The organism is Ewingella sp. AOP9-I1-14, from assembly GCF_052375995.1.
Classification (GTDB): Bacteria; Pseudomonadota; Gammaproteobacteria; order Enterobacterales; family Enterobacteriaceae; genus Ewingella; species Ewingella allii.
This window is the reverse complement of the sequence record NZ_JBQSVA010000001.1, coordinates 24,452-36,760: the sequence shown is the minus strand read 5'-3', so window position 1 is coordinate 36,760 and position 12,309 is coordinate 24,452. Positions and strand designations below refer to the sequence as shown.

Genomic DNA, 12,309 nt, shown 5'->3' with positions numbered 1-12,309 from the left:
TATGGCGCGGAAAACGCGAGAATTACATGCGTTCTACGGTTTCAATACCCAAGGTATCCAGACCGGTTTTCAGCGTTCTTTGGGTCAGCAGGGCCAGTTTCAGGCGGCTTTGACGGCTGGTTTCGTCAGCAGCGTTGAGAATTGGGCAGTGCTCGTAGAAGCTAGAGAACAGGCCAGCCACGTCATACAGGTAAGCACACATGGTGTGCGGTGTACCTTCGCGGGCCACGGTAGTCAGCACTTCTTCAAATTGCAGCAGGCGAGTGGCCAGCAGGGCTTCGCGCTCTTCGCTGATAACCATCGGCTGAGTCAGGCTGTTAACGTCAATATCCGCACGCTTGAAGATGGACGCCACGCGGGTGTAAGCATACTGCATGTAAGGCGCGGTGTTGCCTTCAAAGGCCAGCATGTTGTCCCAGTCGAAGATGTAGTCGGTGGTGCGGCTTTTCGACAGGTCAGCGTATTTGATCGCGCCGATACCGACGGCGTTAACCAGATTTTCCAGCTCTTCGCCGCCCAGCTCTGGGTTCTTTTCGGTGATCAGCTTGCGCGCGCGCTCAATGGCTTCGTCCAGCAATTCGGACAGCTTGATGGTGCCGCCAGCGCGGGTTTTGAACGGCTTGCCGTCTTTGCCCAGCATCATGCCGAACATGTGGTGCTCTAGTGGCACAGACTCTGGCACATAACCGGCTTTACGCACGATGGTCCACGCCTGCATCAGATGCTGGTGCTGGCGGGAGTCGATGTAATAGAGCACGCGGTCTGCGCCAAGGGTTTCGTAGCGGTATTTCGCACAGGCGATATCCGTGGTGGTGTACAAGTAGCCGCCATCCTTTTTACGGATGATGACGCCCATAGGCTCACCTTCTTTGTTCTTATATTCGTCGAGATAAACCACGACCGCGCCTTCGCTATCCACTGCCAGACCTTTCTCTTGCAGGTCAGACACGATGCCCGGCAGCATGTCGTTGTACAGGCTTTCGCCCATGACGTCGTCGCGGGTCAGGGTGACGTTCAGACGGTCATAGGTGATCTGGTTTTGTGCCATGGTGACATCAACCAGCTTGCGCCACATCTGGCGGCAATACTCATCGCCGCCTTGCAGCTTGACCACGTAGTTACGCGCGCGTACCGCGAACTCTTCGTCTTCGTCATAGTTCTTTTTCGCTGCGCGATAGAACTCTTCGAGGTCGGAAAGCTTCATCTCACCGGCGTTTTCATTCTGCACTTTTTCCAGATAGGCAATCAGCATGCCGAACTGGGTGCCCCAGTCGCCGACGTGGTTGGCGCGGATCACTTTGTGACCGAGGAATTCGTTGGTACGCGCCGCGGCGTCGCCAATGATGGTGGAACGCACGTGGCCGACGTGCATCTCTTTTGCCACGTTTGGCGCAGAGTAGTCGATAACAATGGTTTGCGGCTCAACCGGAGAGATACCCAGTTTGGCATGTTGCAACGCGTTGTCGGCATTCGCCGCCACAAAGGCGCGGTCGAGAAAAATATTGATAAAGCCCGGACCGGCAATCTCGACTTTAGAGGCAATTCCGCTCAGGTCTAACAGCTCAACCACTTTCTCTGCCAGTTGTCGTGGGGCCATGCCCAGCTTTTTCGCCACGGACATCACGCCATTCGCCTGATAGTCACCAAATTGCGCTTTGGCTGACTGACGGACTTGCGCTTCGCTATCAGCAGGCGCGCCTGCTGCAGTCAACGCCTGACTGACTTTATCTGAAAGGAGAGCCTGTATATTCACCGAGTTACCTTTTGAATCAATACCCTTCACCTTCGCAGATGAGTTTGGGTAGGAGTTTGATGGTTTGCTGTTCACCTAACGCAGATGAACCAAAAATGATGCGTGTTTATATCATATAAGCCCCGCGGCGTCAGTATTGGCGCACGTTTGCCGCATAGCAAACGCGCAGAATGCGGGACGTATCTGGCAACGGCATGAAACCCTGTGTAAATTAGCCGCCGACAGAGATTAATTTTAAGGAAATAGCTACCATGCTGAACATGAAAGATGTCGCCGACTTAGAGGATTTAGTCGCGGACATGCCGCGTTTTGTTACCGCGCTTAGCGCCTTTGCGGAGAAGTTACAGCTCGATTTGTCGGCTTATCATGCTGATCATATTTCATTGCGCTGCCACCAAAACACCACGGCGGAACGCTGGCGCAAAGGCTTCGAGCAGTGCGCGTCGTTGCTCAATGAGACGGAGATCAATGGCCGCCCAATCTGCTTATATTCCTTGAACCAGCCGCTGGACGTCGGGCCGCTGCGCATAGATTTGGTTGAACTGCCTTATCCGGGCGAAAAGCGTTACCCGCACGAAGGTTGGGAGCATATTGAAATTGTGTTGAGCGGCGGCGAAGAGGGTTTTTATGCCCGGGCTTTGGCAGAGCTGGCCGATAAAGCACTGACCGCGCCGGGCATTAAATTAAAACAGAGTTCGCCAAAGGGGGAGCACGAGCGTTTACCTAACCCGACGCTTGCCATCACTGACGGCACGGTGACCATTAAGTTTCACCCGCACAGTTTGCGGGATATTGTTGCCAGCGAAAAAGAGTAAGTTCTAGCCGTTCAAGGTTGCCAGCGCCTGTTCCATTCTCACCAGCGCCTGTTCCAGCAAGGCGCGCTGGCAGCCCAGATTGATGCGTACAAACTTAGGCGCGCCGAAAGCCAGCCCTGAGGTAAAGCCCACTCCAGCATCCACAAAGAAGCGATACGGGTTATTCAGCGGCAGGGCGGAGGCATCAATCCAGCCAAGATAGGTGCCTTCAATCGGCAACATTTTCAGCCCCGGCATGGCGTTAATCCTTTGGGTAGCGAGCTGCTGATTGCCCCGCAGATAAGCCAACTGCTGCTCCAGCCAGTCGTCGCCATGCCTATAGGCGGCGGTGGCGGCGACATAGGCTAAAATATTGACGTGTGGCACGATGCCTTCGGCGGTTTTCTCAAACTTTTTACGCAGTCCGGCATTAGGGATAATTGCCATTGAGGCGCCAAGACCTGCCAGATTAAAAGTTTTCGACGGCGACATCAGCGTGATGCTGCGCTGTGCGGCATCGTCATTCAGCGACGCAAAAGGAATATGCTTAGCCTGCGGGTCAAGCAGCAGGTCGCAATGGATCTCATCGCTGCACACCACCAAGTCATGCATTTGGGCAAAGGCCAGTTGCTGCATCAACTCATCGCGGCGGTAAACAGTGCCGCCGGGATTGTAAGGGTTGCAGAGCATGAGCAGGCGTTCGCCGCCGTCCATTTTCAGCTCGGGAGAGTGAAAATCAGCCACCCAGCGTTGGTCAACTTCTCTGACCGGAATGCTTTTATATTGGCGACCTTCCGACTCTGCGGCCTGAATAAAGGGCGGGTAAATCGGTGACGGCAGCAGGCTGGTTTGATGTTGGCTAACCGTGGCGCGCACCGCGACATTCAGCCCGCAAACCAGGCCGGGCAGTGAAACAATCCATTCAGGTTTAATATTCCATTGGTAACGCTTATTGGCGCGCTCAATGAAAAGTTCGATCAATTCTGGCGGCGTAAAGCCGTAGCCGAAAACCCCTTCGGCGACGCGCTGTTGCAGTTCAGCTACCACTTCTGGTGGCGAAGCGAAGTCAGTATCAGCGACCCAAAGTGGAATGACGTCCTGATTTTTATATTTGTTCCACTTAACGCTATCGCTGTGACTACGGTCTACCCATTGATCAAAATTGAGTGTCATAGTTAGCCTTCCAAAGCAGGCAATTGGGCGGGAGTGCTCATGCTAAAGCCTACGCGACATGGCCCGCTACAGACAAGTGTTGTAGCATGATGCCGTAATTAGGAGAGATCACATGACTAAGTTAGAAGTGTGTTGTTATAGCGTGGACTGTGCGTTAACGGCAGAGCAAGCCGGCGCTGACCGGGTTGAGTTATGTGCCAGCCAGGCCGACGGTGGCGTCACGCCAAGTTACGGCACGTTAAAACTGGCCAGAGAGCAGGTCACTATCCCCGTACATCCCATTGTGCGTCCGCGGGGCGGCGACTTTTGCTACAGCCAGAGTGAATTTAGCATCTTAAAAAGCGACGTCGCCTGTATTCGCGATCTCGGCTTCCCCGGCGTCGTAGTGGGTATTCTGGATGAAGAAGGCCACATTGATATGCCAAAAATGTGGGAAGTGATGGCGCTGTGCGGCAACATGGCTGTGACCTTCCACCGCGCATTCGACATGTGTCTGAACCCGAAAGTGGCACTTGAGCAACTCACTCAATTGGGCGTTGCGCGCATTCTCACGTCGGGCCAGCAACAGAATGCCGAAGTCGGATTACCGATGCTTCGGGAACTCAACGAGCTAAGTCGTGGTCCTATTATTATGGCCGGTGCGGGTGTTCGTTTGACCAACTTGCAGAAGTTTGTCGACATCGGTTTGAGCGAGCTGCACAGCTCGGCCGGGCGTCAGGTTCCGTCGCAAATGCGCTACCGCAAGGCGGGCGTGACCATGAGTTCTGATACCGATTTTGACGAATTTAGTCGTTACTGCGTGGATGGCGATATCGTGGCAGCGATGAAAACGGCATTAGAATTTGGCGATGAGATGTCTCGCACGGCGTAACAGTCACAGATTGCCGGGCAAAGAGAAGGGCGAACTTTTTGCACCACAGATTTAACCGGGCCTTACGGCCCTTATTGCGTCGCCCTGCGCAAGTACCAAGCCCCGTCATTTTGGCGGGGCTTCTTTTATTTATATCAACAAGTTACGTGATTTGGGGGTGCTGGTGGGGTGCTGGAGCATCTAAAAATACCAGCCCAATAGCTGGGAATATTAAATAATAATCATAAAAAAACCGGGTTTCCCCGGCTGTTCACGCTTTGCTTTGCATACTCTCAAAAAGGTCTTTTCCTTTCTTTCTTTGCCTATCGAGATGGTCAGCTAAATCCTGAATATGGATCATTCTCGGTGATTTTTGGCTATCGCTAGCCCGAAAGGTAGGGACCGGAAACTGGCCGAGAGCCGCTTTATTTTCAGCTGTTGAAGGCTTCATTCCAAAGTAGCGCTCCGACACATCAGAGAGCGCGATTGTCGCAGTCTGGAATTCTGCCATCAGTAAAAACATAGTATTCATATTCATCTCCTCAAACTGCGCCAATCGCTTTCTGAACTACCCGATAACCCCGTTTCCGGGGCTTCTTCTTTGGGCTGATTTTCGCTGCAGCCACCCGTGGTCGTGGCGGCTCTGGCTCATGGATGCCGGTGCGCATTCGATACTTCTCGCGCATCTTCCACGCGTTCCATGCTGTCCAGTCGCATCCGTCATCAATTTCGACGGTGGCCTGAATTAATTTATCGTTCAGGTCCACCCGCTGATTTTTCGAAACTCTGTGCATGGTCGGCATCACGTTGCCACCTTGCTATAACCAGCGTTGATGATTTCTTTCGCGATACTGGCTGGTGTAGGAGTTTCTAACCACTCAGCTTCCTGAATAACTCGATTTAGTTCTCCCAAAAGCACAGCCTCATAAGTTTCAGGCCAGTGCTCACCGGGAATTTCATTGCCGTGATATTCGCCAAGCAGGTCGATAGTCAACAGAGCCGCCTCTTCCGCCGATTTTTCGGGTTTGCGGTAACTGGCTGCCCATACTGCGCTGGTGATATCGCCCGGATCAGCTCCGGCATTTTTGATGATTTGTGCGAGTTCAAATACGTTAGTTTCTACCATTGCATGTCCGCCCCAAGCTGCCGAGCCACTTCCTCTGGGCCCATGTCCTCTAACATTTCGCCAAACCGGTTCAAGCAGGCGCTGATCCACTGAATACCGCGAGGCTTTAATGTGGGGATTGCTCCCCAGTTAAGGAAAAAACCTCTTGGCGCTTTCTCCATTTCACCCAAGTCCAAAATTCTCAAGTAGCGATTCAACCGCATAGCGTCAGACATACCATTCTCTTGCAGATGAGTGTCGATGAAGCCCGCCAACGAAGTCCGGTCAATCGCGAAGTCACCATACTTGTGTCGGTACACCGGTCTGCGATGCATGGCAATCTGATGATACATAAACGCTTCACATACCAGATGAAGAACCTGATTCACGCGGGCGTTTCTAATCTTTCCCATATTCATCGTTCCAGCTCCTTCACAACCACTTTGTAGGCCCGCATGACCTTTGGTGTGCGACCTGTGATATGAGTTGTACGACGAACAATGCCAGTGCTGGTGGCTCTCACATCGGAGTGAAGTAAAGCGGCATCAACGCATCGATTATGTTGGGAAACCTGCGTTAGCCAGCTGGTTAGCGTCAGCGTGGCCGTAAGGCCGTGGATCTGATAGTCGATATGCATTATTTGGCCTCCGGCGTATAGACGGCTTTGTCGTGGCTGAACTCGCCGTTCCATGTGGTTTTCATCGGCAACTCACCCTTCAGGTACAGCGCATAAATACGGTGGCAACCTTTCTCAAGCAGCACTGGCGTTTTCTTACGAAACGACTCTTTCCCATGAGGTTTGATTTCTGTTTCCTCTTCGGTCAGATACTTATCACGGGCATAAGAGGCGACGCGCCAGCGCGGTTCTTTCTCTGGGTCACGCTGTTCATCAAAAATCCAATTGCGAGTCAGCGCCCACCACATCACTTTGCTGGTGTTTACCCCGTTCAGGCATTTGCAGAAGGCAGGGATCGTCATGCCCTTGGCGAAGTGCTTTTCCAAGCTATCGACGGTTGCTACCAGATGTTGGTTTTGCAGCCCCAGCGCTTCGAGCTTTTCTTCTGCTTCGATCACCATCATCGCCAACTGCTTACGGCCGATGGAGGATGAATCCACAGGTGCTGCCAGCGCCTGCCGCTTGGTGAAGTAGAATTCACTCAAATCGTTGAAGTATTCCCACGCCCGATCTGTCTCCAGCATTTTCGAATGATTGGCTGCGCCTCGCTCAGTCCAGAGCGTCAGGCTGCGCGTCTTGTTCGAAATTTGCGCGGGACTGTAAGAGATGCGCAAATTTTCAAGCTCGTTACCCGAGATCTGGAAGTAATGCTTACATTCAACGAATCGAGATTTATTGCGGTTGAAGTTTCGGCGAATGTTCTCGGCGTCAGTACCATAACCCGCTGCCAGTTGCTCAGTAGTAACAACACGCTGACCGCGATATTCGATAACCTGTAAATCCTTGGCACCCATAGGAGCCAGCTCAGTTTTAGTTGTCATGTGCGCTCCTTAATGGATAGATGGATTTACTGGCGCTTTTTCACCAGCACGAAGCCGAGCTGCCACATCAATAAAAACCTCATCAAGAAAACCGGCGAACCAGTCATCGCCAGTATCAGTAAGGCGTTCTTCATTGGCTCTATAGAACTGATAGACTGCGATAAAGCGTTCCTGCTTGGTTTCAAGTAGAGGGCTTTCAACGTGTTGCATTAGCACGTTTTCAACCAGCTCCCGAGTTAACCCAATAACGGTATTACCAGTTTTAAATTGATACTCTCCGTCACGTAGCCCCCAGCGTTTTTCACATTTAATGAGGTAAAGCATGGCTACCGTGCCGCGTATCGACCGACAGCAAGCTTCGGCCCACTCATGCATTTCAGCGTCAGTTAACGCTCCTTTTCCGAATCTGTTCTCATCGAGCATCCAGTCAGGGAATTTATTCCCCGACCGTTCCTGCATATCCTTGAGTTTTTCAACCAGCTGCTTCACTTCAATTTTTTCATTGCTCATTATTTTCTGTCCTTCTGCGCGTTATATTTTTCGTGACTCATTAGCTGCCAGTTCTTGCCGTTATCTTTCGATAGCAGTCGCCAGCGGTGATTTACTTTTAGAGATAGGTTCCCCGTGCCTATAATTCGCACCGGATTTAATCGCTGTTTTCGATACTGACTCAGCACGACAACTGCCCGGTCATGCACCCACTCTGGAACTCGGATTGCCGTCAATGTCATGGTTACAACGCCTCTGGCTTGCCTTGGTATTTCGCCCTGTAAGAGCAGCGGGCAGAGTTGCTGGCGCACAGATCTCGCTCTTTTTCGGTCAGGCCCAGCGCCAGAGCTTCGCGCCATGCCACCGCTGCGCGGCGGTTCAGGCTCTGCGCCTCAAGCTCTACCGCTTTGTTGCATAGCGATGTGAAAAGAGAGGCCATCAGTTCACCACCTGAAGGTCGGTTGCATTGGGGTTTTGCAACGCTTCGCTCACGGCATCGGCCATCATCTCTTTCATGAAATCGTGGCCTGCTGGCGTTAACTTCCCGCGACTTGGGTTGAACATTGAGGCGTAGGTATCCACTACAGCCTGCTCTCCATCAGCCGCGCCGCGCACCTCGTAAACAAGGCGCTCAATGTGGCCAATCATGATTCGGGACAGGCTCACTTCGGTTATTTCGACAAGCACCGGTAACTTGCTGGTAGGTACTGAGACTGGCACCTGATATCCCCCGAAGTGACGGAAGCAGTAATCGAGATAGGCGAGGGCGATCCGCTGGCGGTCACGCTCAATTTTTTCTTTATTAGTCATCGTTAATATTCCTTGTCTGGAATTTGGTTGCAGAATTCCCCGACCGTGAGGCCGTAAATTTTTTCTGTGAATTTGTTTAGATGTTTAGCTGATATTTTCGCTTAGAGCTTCATTAACCTTTTTTAATAATTCCTTGCTGTCTTGGCTGTTCAAATAATCAGTAAAAACAAAAGAGCTTTTGGAAAGAAAATCAGCCAGAGTGCTAAGAAACCCAATCATCTGCCCCTTGGCTGAACCATTAAGGTTACATTCCTTAAACATATCGGAAACTATCCAAGGCAATTCATGATGCTTCTCATTTTTATTTTCTAGTAAGTACTTCATATAAATTATCGCAAGGTTACGTCCAACATCATTCCCATTTCCATAATGTCCAACATCAGGCACACACCACCAATCTAACGGACTAGCGTGATTGATAGGATCATGATTAGCTCTTTTATCGATGAAGGGTAATCGATGAAGCGGAAGTGCTCTTTTGTTGTGAAATTTCATTTTCATCAAAAATGCTCCGATTCAATTTTATTTAAGCTCATACGTACTTGCTTTATATGCATGACCACTAAGTGAAGGGCTGAGCGTTCATTATGCCAACTAATATCTTCCCCTAGGTTATCTATCAAAAGATTCAAAACACCTTCAGCAGTTTCTATGTCGCAAGCGCATCCGATAAGCAGATCGGATATTTGGTTGTTTTGTTCTTTATCCTTTTCCATTTAAAACCTCGCTTGCGGTTTGCGAAATAACATCAAGAAGGCCAAGCATTAAATCCATTTGTTCGGCAGATTTATCAAGATATCCAGCCGCAGTAGCGAGTGCTTTAATCTTTTCGAGTGCATCTTCTGCTGCTAACTTGTCAATTTGCGCCATGCGGTCCACCCATAACTGGCAATCGAGAACCCAGCGAAAGAACGTACAAGCTAGATAGCTGGCGACGCGCCTCTTTCTCATTGCAGGCAACAACTCTTCGCATTACAGGCTTTGCTTTAGGGTCAGAGCGCAAGACAGATGCAAAAACAAATGTGCTTGTGCTAGTATTCGACTCAGCCTTATTCTCAACACCGTCGCAGGTATTAATGTTTAGGGTCAGGCTCTGGTGTTTAATGGGCGTTGAAGCCAGAGCCGTATCACAGTGACATGTCACGCCAATCATACTTCCACCTCTGACTTTCCACCTGTTGCACACTCAGCTTGAGGTTTACTCTCGCGCTTGCATATAATACGAGCCAAAGATTCGAGAGTAACGAAGCGACAATCGCAGTCTTTATTTTGGCATTGATGATGCCGCTCCTTGGTGGATTCACTCAAATAACGACTTGTGCGTGTATGAGCTACATGAGAACAAATAGGGCAGTGCATCATTTTATTTGTCCTTATTAATGTTGAAGCTTGCACAAGATTCTATTTCAATCATTTTTTCCAGAATCTCCATATTGGCAGATATTAAAAGGCCAACATTTTGCATGTCACTTTTCGCATCTGCATAATGATCGTTGCTAGCAGCCCAGAACATTAGGTTTGCAACTGAACGTATTCCATTAACGATATAATCAATCCCCATGCCTGCATTACTTTCATGAGCTTTGTATTCATCTTTGCTTAATTTCTTTCCATCTACAGAAATCATCAAATCAGCTAAGTTAGGCATTTTTATTTTCCACAAGTTTTATTAGATTTTCTTGCTTAAACATGAGCAAGCTAGTTTTCAAATGCTGGCTTATTACTTACCCGAATAACTTAAATTTGAATTACTCAGTTGTTTGCCGTTGAGATAAAGGTACGCCACGATATAACTTATTGCAATACCATAAGTTATAAATACATGCCTTTTGTAATGTATGTATCTGAAAGGAAAGGTATTATTTTTTTAATTTAAGTTATTTTTCACCATTTTATAGGCGAAAAAAAACCGGCTCGTGGCCGGTTTGTTGCTTGGGGTAAGCTTCTATAGGACGACGGAATACCAGAAAACTCTACCTATGATTTCCAAATCATTCTCGGTGGTTTCTTCATCCTCAAACTCTTCCCGATTGTAACTTCGGATCACCACTTTCCCGCCGGGGCGACGGTAAAGAATTTTCACCCTCTTCAGTCCATCCACGTTAATAGCATAGAGCTTACCATCGTCTATTCGCTTATTGTTGCAATCAACAGCAACGTCGGTCCCGTCAGGTAGAACCGGCTCCATGCTATTTCCTCGAGCTGGAAAGCAGAGAACTCCAGATCCGTCAGAGTTTGCCCCTACACGACGAAGTAAGCTTTTAGAAAAGCGCATCGTTAGGCCGCTGTAATCCATATCAGAGTAGCTTCCATCACCAGCTGCAAGTTCTATATCCTTGAGGTATGGCACCTCAACCTCATCATTTTGAAGCGGGCTGCTTGAGTCCCAAACGTCTATACCATGGCTTTTATTGTCCCCATGTATTGCTGGGAGCTCTGCCTCTGGCCTATGTGCTGACTCTATTGGCTCCACCCCATTTGCAAGCCATTCCGGGGTGACTGATAAAGCATGGGCTATTTCCACCAACTTTCTACTGGTGCCGGTTTTTCCGTTCATTAACTTCCAAACCGAGGGCTGAGATATGCCCACTTTTTCAGCGAGGGTGGCTTGAGTGACCCCCGCTCGGTTCATTGCCCATTGAAGGCGTTCTGCGAATGTTTTCATCATTACAATCTATACCTTTAGTTATCACAATTCAAATACCTTAAGTTATTGCAATAAGTTATACAAGTGCTACCATGAGGTAATCTTTATAACTTTAGGTAAGTTTATGATCAATATTCACATTGAGAAGGCCGTCAAAGAGGCTGGTGGTCAGGCTGCACTGGCGCGTCTTTGCGGGGTTTCTCAGCCGGCTGTTTTCAAGTGGCTAAATGGAAGAAGGGTCAAGGCCGATCATGTGATGTCTATTGTTAAGGCATCCAATGGGAAGGTGTACGCCTACCAAATAAGGCCCGATCTTCCTGATGTATTCCCACATCCTGAGAGCGGGGAATAAGCTATGAGCATGAAATTGATGACTCGTGCCTTCGATATCAAGGTAGGAAGCCATTTAAGAAAGCTCATCCTCATCAAGTTGGCTGATAATGCTAACGACCAAGGCGAGTGCTGGCCTTCTTATGGCTACATTGCAAATCAATGCGAGTGCAGCAAAAGCGCTGTGAAAGAGCACATTTCTGCGCTTATAAGCATGGGTCTTGTAGGTAAAGAAAACCGTCTGGGTGGCGCTGGCGGGCAGGGTAATAAATCAAATATTTATCATCTGAATTTTGATAATCAGATCTCTACCCCTATGCCAGCAGATAACCCACCCCCTGTGTCATCAGCTGGCACCCCTGTGCCGCCAAAAAGCACCCCTGTGCCGTCAGATAACCCACCCCCTGTGCCGCCTGCTGGCACCAGAATCAGTCATTCTTTTGAATCAGTCATTGAACCTATCAATGAACCTAAAGAACTTGGTGCATCTGGCGATGAACCGCCTGCCAAGAAAAATAAAAACGCTTACTCAGAGGAATTCGAAAAGGCGTGGAAAGCATATCCAGCTCGGGAGGGAAGCAATCCGAAAAATTCAGCTTACAACGCATGGAATGCCCGAATCCGTGAAGGTGTTGATTCTCAGTCGATGTTTTATGGAGTGATCCGCTACGCAACATTCTGTCAGGCCAAGGGGCAGACAGGCACCACCTTCGTAATGCAGGGGCAGCGCTTCTTTGGTAAAGCCCATGAATTTGAAAACACATGGATTGTGGCCGGGCAGCCGCTGCGCGCTGGCCGAAGCGATACGCACAGCGGCTTTGATAACCGTGATTACGGCGATTCACAGATTAATTTTTAGGA

The 12,309-nt window shown here is 49.6% G+C and carries 22 protein-coding genes; 4 read left to right on the top strand and 18 right to left on the bottom strand.

Annotation, left to right across the window (positions count from 1 at the left end):
* Nucleotides 1-22: 22 nt before the first annotated feature.
* Nucleotides 23-1,753: an arginine--tRNA ligase gene (gene argS / locus ACT3RT_RS00260; protein ID WP_353502241.1), complete on the bottom strand. Its 1,731-nt coding sequence runs from the start codon at nucleotides 1,751-1,753 to the stop codon at nucleotides 23-25.
* Nucleotides 1,754-2,013: 260 nt separating this feature from the next.
* Here argS and ACT3RT_RS00255 point away from each other — a divergent pair, with 260 nt between their 5' ends.
* A complete protein-coding gene (locus tag ACT3RT_RS00255) occupies nucleotides 2,014-2,568 on the top strand; it encodes a VOC family protein (RefSeq protein ID WP_485900972.1) in 555 nt (184 codons plus the stop codon).
* 3 nt (nucleotides 2,569-2,571) lie between these two features.
* Here ACT3RT_RS00255 and ACT3RT_RS00250 read toward each other — a convergent pair whose 3' ends face one another.
* Nucleotides 2,572-3,720: a MalY/PatB family protein gene (locus ACT3RT_RS00250; RefSeq protein WP_496202328.1), complete on the bottom strand. Its 1,149-nt coding sequence runs from the start codon at nucleotides 3,718-3,720 to the stop codon at nucleotides 2,572-2,574.
* A 112-nt stretch (nucleotides 3,721-3,832) separates the two neighbouring features.
* Between ACT3RT_RS00250 and cutC the strand changes: the two genes are divergently transcribed.
* Nucleotides 3,833-4,591: a copper homeostasis protein CutC gene (cutC, locus tag ACT3RT_RS00245; protein WP_353502239.1), complete on the top strand. Its 759-nt coding sequence runs from the start codon at nucleotides 3,833-3,835 to the stop codon at nucleotides 4,589-4,591.
* A gap of 250 nt (nucleotides 4,592-4,841) precedes the next feature.
* Here cutC and ACT3RT_RS00240 read toward each other — a convergent pair whose 3' ends face one another.
* The 16 genes from ACT3RT_RS00240 to ACT3RT_RS00165 all read right to left on the bottom strand — a co-directional run bounded on the left by ACT3RT_RS00240 (nucleotide 4,842) and on the right by ACT3RT_RS00165 (nucleotide 11,139).
* Nucleotides 4,842-5,102 carry a pyocin activator PrtN family protein gene (locus tag ACT3RT_RS00240; protein ID WP_353502238.1) on the bottom strand — a complete coding sequence of 87 codons (261 nt, stop codon included), beginning with the start codon at nucleotides 5,100-5,102 and terminating at the stop codon, nucleotides 4,842-4,844.
* Between the two features lie 10 nt (nucleotides 5,103-5,112).
* Nucleotides 5,113-5,376 carry a hypothetical protein gene (locus ACT3RT_RS00235; protein WP_353502237.1) on the bottom strand — a complete coding sequence of 88 codons (264 nt, stop codon included), beginning with the start codon at nucleotides 5,374-5,376 and terminating at the stop codon, nucleotides 5,113-5,115.
* Nucleotides 5,373-5,696 carry a hypothetical protein gene (locus ACT3RT_RS00230; protein ID WP_353502236.1) on the bottom strand — a complete coding sequence of 108 codons (324 nt, stop codon included), beginning with the start codon at nucleotides 5,694-5,696 and terminating at the stop codon, nucleotides 5,373-5,375. Before ACT3RT_RS00230 ends, ACT3RT_RS00235 begins: the two co-directional genes overlap by 4 nt.
* Complete coding sequence (locus ACT3RT_RS00225; protein WP_496202327.1) at nucleotides 5,690-6,088, bottom strand: hypothetical protein; 399 nt, start codon at nucleotides 6,086-6,088, stop codon at nucleotides 5,690-5,692. Before ACT3RT_RS00225 ends, ACT3RT_RS00230 begins: the two co-directional genes overlap by 7 nt.
* Before the next feature lie 223 nt (nucleotides 6,089-6,311).
* Nucleotides 6,312-7,172, bottom strand: a complete 861-nt coding sequence (locus ACT3RT_RS00220) for an ORF6N domain-containing protein (RefSeq protein WP_496202326.1) — start codon at nucleotides 7,170-7,172, stop codon at nucleotides 6,312-6,314.
* Nucleotides 7,173-7,181: 9 nt separating this feature from the next.
* The gene (locus ACT3RT_RS00215) at nucleotides 7,182-7,682 is read right to left on the bottom strand and encodes a hypothetical protein (RefSeq protein ID WP_496202325.1); all 501 of its coding nucleotides are present in this window, start codon (nucleotides 7,680-7,682) and stop codon (nucleotides 7,182-7,184) included.
* A complete protein-coding gene (locus ACT3RT_RS00210) occupies nucleotides 7,682-7,903 on the bottom strand; it encodes a ParE family toxin-like protein (protein ID WP_441656120.1) in 222 nt (73 codons plus the stop codon). The genes ACT3RT_RS00215 and ACT3RT_RS00210 overlap by 1 nt, the downstream gene beginning before the upstream one ends.
* Before the next feature lie 2 nt (nucleotides 7,904-7,905).
* Nucleotides 7,906-8,100, bottom strand: a complete 195-nt coding sequence (locus tag ACT3RT_RS00205) for a PerC family transcriptional regulator (protein ID WP_496202324.1) — start codon at nucleotides 8,098-8,100, stop codon at nucleotides 7,906-7,908.
* Nucleotides 8,100-8,471: a hypothetical protein gene (locus ACT3RT_RS00200; protein WP_496202323.1), complete on the bottom strand. Its 372-nt coding sequence runs from the start codon at nucleotides 8,469-8,471 to the stop codon at nucleotides 8,100-8,102. The genes ACT3RT_RS00205 and ACT3RT_RS00200 overlap by 1 nt, the downstream gene beginning before the upstream one ends.
* A gap of 84 nt (nucleotides 8,472-8,555) precedes the next feature.
* Nucleotides 8,556-8,972, bottom strand: coding sequence for a hypothetical protein (locus ACT3RT_RS00195; RefSeq protein WP_486030670.1), 417 nt, complete (start codon nucleotides 8,970-8,972; stop codon nucleotides 8,556-8,558).
* Nucleotides 8,972-9,187, bottom strand: a complete 216-nt coding sequence (locus tag ACT3RT_RS00190; protein ID WP_486030672.1) for a hypothetical protein — start codon at nucleotides 9,185-9,187, stop codon at nucleotides 8,972-8,974. Before ACT3RT_RS00190 ends, ACT3RT_RS00195 begins: the two co-directional genes overlap by 1 nt.
* Nucleotides 9,174-9,341 carry a hypothetical protein gene (locus ACT3RT_RS00185; protein ID WP_486030674.1) on the bottom strand — a complete coding sequence of 56 codons (168 nt, stop codon included), beginning with the start codon at nucleotides 9,339-9,341 and terminating at the stop codon, nucleotides 9,174-9,176. The genes ACT3RT_RS00190 and ACT3RT_RS00185 overlap by 14 nt, the downstream gene beginning before the upstream one ends.
* On the bottom strand, nucleotides 9,328-9,624 hold the full coding sequence (locus tag ACT3RT_RS00180; protein ID WP_496202322.1) for a host cell division inhibitor Icd-like protein: 297 nt from the start codon (nucleotides 9,622-9,624) through the stop codon (nucleotides 9,328-9,330). Before ACT3RT_RS00180 ends, ACT3RT_RS00185 begins: the two co-directional genes overlap by 14 nt.
* Complete coding sequence (locus ACT3RT_RS00175) at nucleotides 9,621-9,833, bottom strand: ogr/Delta-like zinc finger family protein (protein WP_496202321.1); 213 nt, start codon at nucleotides 9,831-9,833, stop codon at nucleotides 9,621-9,623. The genes ACT3RT_RS00180 and ACT3RT_RS00175 overlap by 4 nt, the downstream gene beginning before the upstream one ends.
* Nucleotide 9,834: 1 nt before the next feature.
* On the bottom strand, nucleotides 9,835-10,119 hold the full coding sequence (locus ACT3RT_RS00170; protein WP_353502222.1) for a hypothetical protein: 285 nt from the start codon (nucleotides 10,117-10,119) through the stop codon (nucleotides 9,835-9,837).
* 297 nt (nucleotides 10,120-10,416) lie between these two features.
* On the bottom strand, nucleotides 10,417-11,139 hold the full coding sequence (locus ACT3RT_RS00165; protein WP_496202320.1) for an XRE family transcriptional regulator: 723 nt from the start codon (nucleotides 11,137-11,139) through the stop codon (nucleotides 10,417-10,419).
* Nucleotides 11,140-11,242: 103 nt separating this feature from the next.
* Between ACT3RT_RS00165 and ACT3RT_RS00160 the strand changes: the two genes are divergently transcribed.
* Nucleotides 11,243-11,470: a helix-turn-helix domain-containing protein gene (locus tag ACT3RT_RS00160; RefSeq protein ID WP_496202319.1), complete on the top strand. Its 228-nt coding sequence runs from the start codon at nucleotides 11,243-11,245 to the stop codon at nucleotides 11,468-11,470.
* Between the two features lie 3 nt (nucleotides 11,471-11,473).
* Entirely contained in the window at nucleotides 11,474-12,307 is an 834-nt protein-coding gene (locus tag ACT3RT_RS00155) for a helix-turn-helix domain-containing protein (RefSeq protein WP_496202318.1), read from the top strand.
* Nucleotides 12,308-12,309: the final 2 nt, after the last annotated feature.

Coding starts and splice junctions, on each gene's coding strand:
- ACT3RT_RS00170 (WP_353502222.1), bottom strand. CDS start 10,119: ATGCCTAACTTAGCTGATTTGATGATTTCTGTAGATGGAAAGAAATTA.
- ACT3RT_RS00155 (WP_496202318.1), top strand. CDS start 11,474: ATGAGCATGAAATTGATGACTCGTGCCTTCGATATCAAGGTAGGAAGC.
- ACT3RT_RS00200 (WP_496202323.1), bottom strand. CDS start 8,471: ATGACTAATAAAGAAAAAATTGAGCGTGACCGCCAGCGGATCGCCCTC.
- ACT3RT_RS00240 (WP_353502238.1), bottom strand. CDS start 5,102: ATGAATACTATGTTTTTACTGATGGCAGAATTCCAGACTGCGACAATC.
- ACT3RT_RS00190 (WP_486030672.1), bottom strand. CDS start 9,187: ATGGAAAAGGATAAAGAACAAAACAACCAAATATCCGATCTGCTTATC.
- ACT3RT_RS00165 (WP_496202320.1), bottom strand. CDS start 11,139: ATGATGAAAACATTCGCAGAACGCCTTCAATGGGCAATGAACCGAGCG.
- cutC (WP_353502239.1), top strand. CDS start 3,833: ATGACTAAGTTAGAAGTGTGTTGTTATAGCGTGGACTGTGCGTTAACG.
- ACT3RT_RS00205 (WP_496202324.1), bottom strand. CDS start 8,100: ATGGCCTCTCTTTTCACATCGCTATGCAACAAAGCGGTAGAGCTTGAG.
- ACT3RT_RS00250 (WP_496202328.1), bottom strand. CDS start 3,720: ATGACACTCAATTTTGATCAATGGGTAGACCGTAGTCACAGCGATAGC.
- ACT3RT_RS00220 (WP_496202326.1), bottom strand. CDS start 7,172: ATGACAACTAAAACTGAGCTGGCTCCTATGGGTGCCAAGGATTTACAG.
- ACT3RT_RS00185 (WP_486030674.1), bottom strand. CDS start 9,341: ATGGCGCAAATTGACAAGTTAGCAGCAGAAGATGCACTCGAAAAGATT.
- ACT3RT_RS00225 (WP_496202327.1), bottom strand. CDS start 6,088: ATGGGAAAGATTAGAAACGCCCGCGTGAATCAGGTTCTTCATCTGGTA.
- ACT3RT_RS00160 (WP_496202319.1), top strand. CDS start 11,243: ATGATCAATATTCACATTGAGAAGGCCGTCAAAGAGGCTGGTGGTCAG.
- ACT3RT_RS00255 (WP_485900972.1), top strand. CDS start 2,014: ATGAAAGATGTCGCCGACTTAGAGGATTTAGTCGCGGACATGCCGCGT.
- ACT3RT_RS00230 (WP_353502236.1), bottom strand. CDS start 5,696: ATGGTAGAAACTAACGTATTTGAACTCGCACAAATCATCAAAAATGCC.
- ACT3RT_RS00215 (WP_496202325.1), bottom strand. CDS start 7,682: ATGAGCAATGAAAAAATTGAAGTGAAGCAGCTGGTTGAAAAACTCAAG.
- ACT3RT_RS00175 (WP_496202321.1), bottom strand. CDS start 9,833: ATGATGCACTGCCCTATTTGTTCTCATGTAGCTCATACACGCACAAGT.
- ACT3RT_RS00195 (WP_486030670.1), bottom strand. CDS start 8,972: ATGAAAATGAAATTTCACAACAAAAGAGCACTTCCGCTTCATCGATTA.
- ACT3RT_RS00180 (WP_496202322.1), bottom strand. CDS start 9,624: ATGATTGGCGTGACATGTCACTGTGATACGGCTCTGGCTTCAACGCCC.
- ACT3RT_RS00210 (WP_441656120.1), bottom strand. CDS start 7,903: ATGACATTGACGGCAATCCGAGTTCCAGAGTGGGTGCATGACCGGGCA.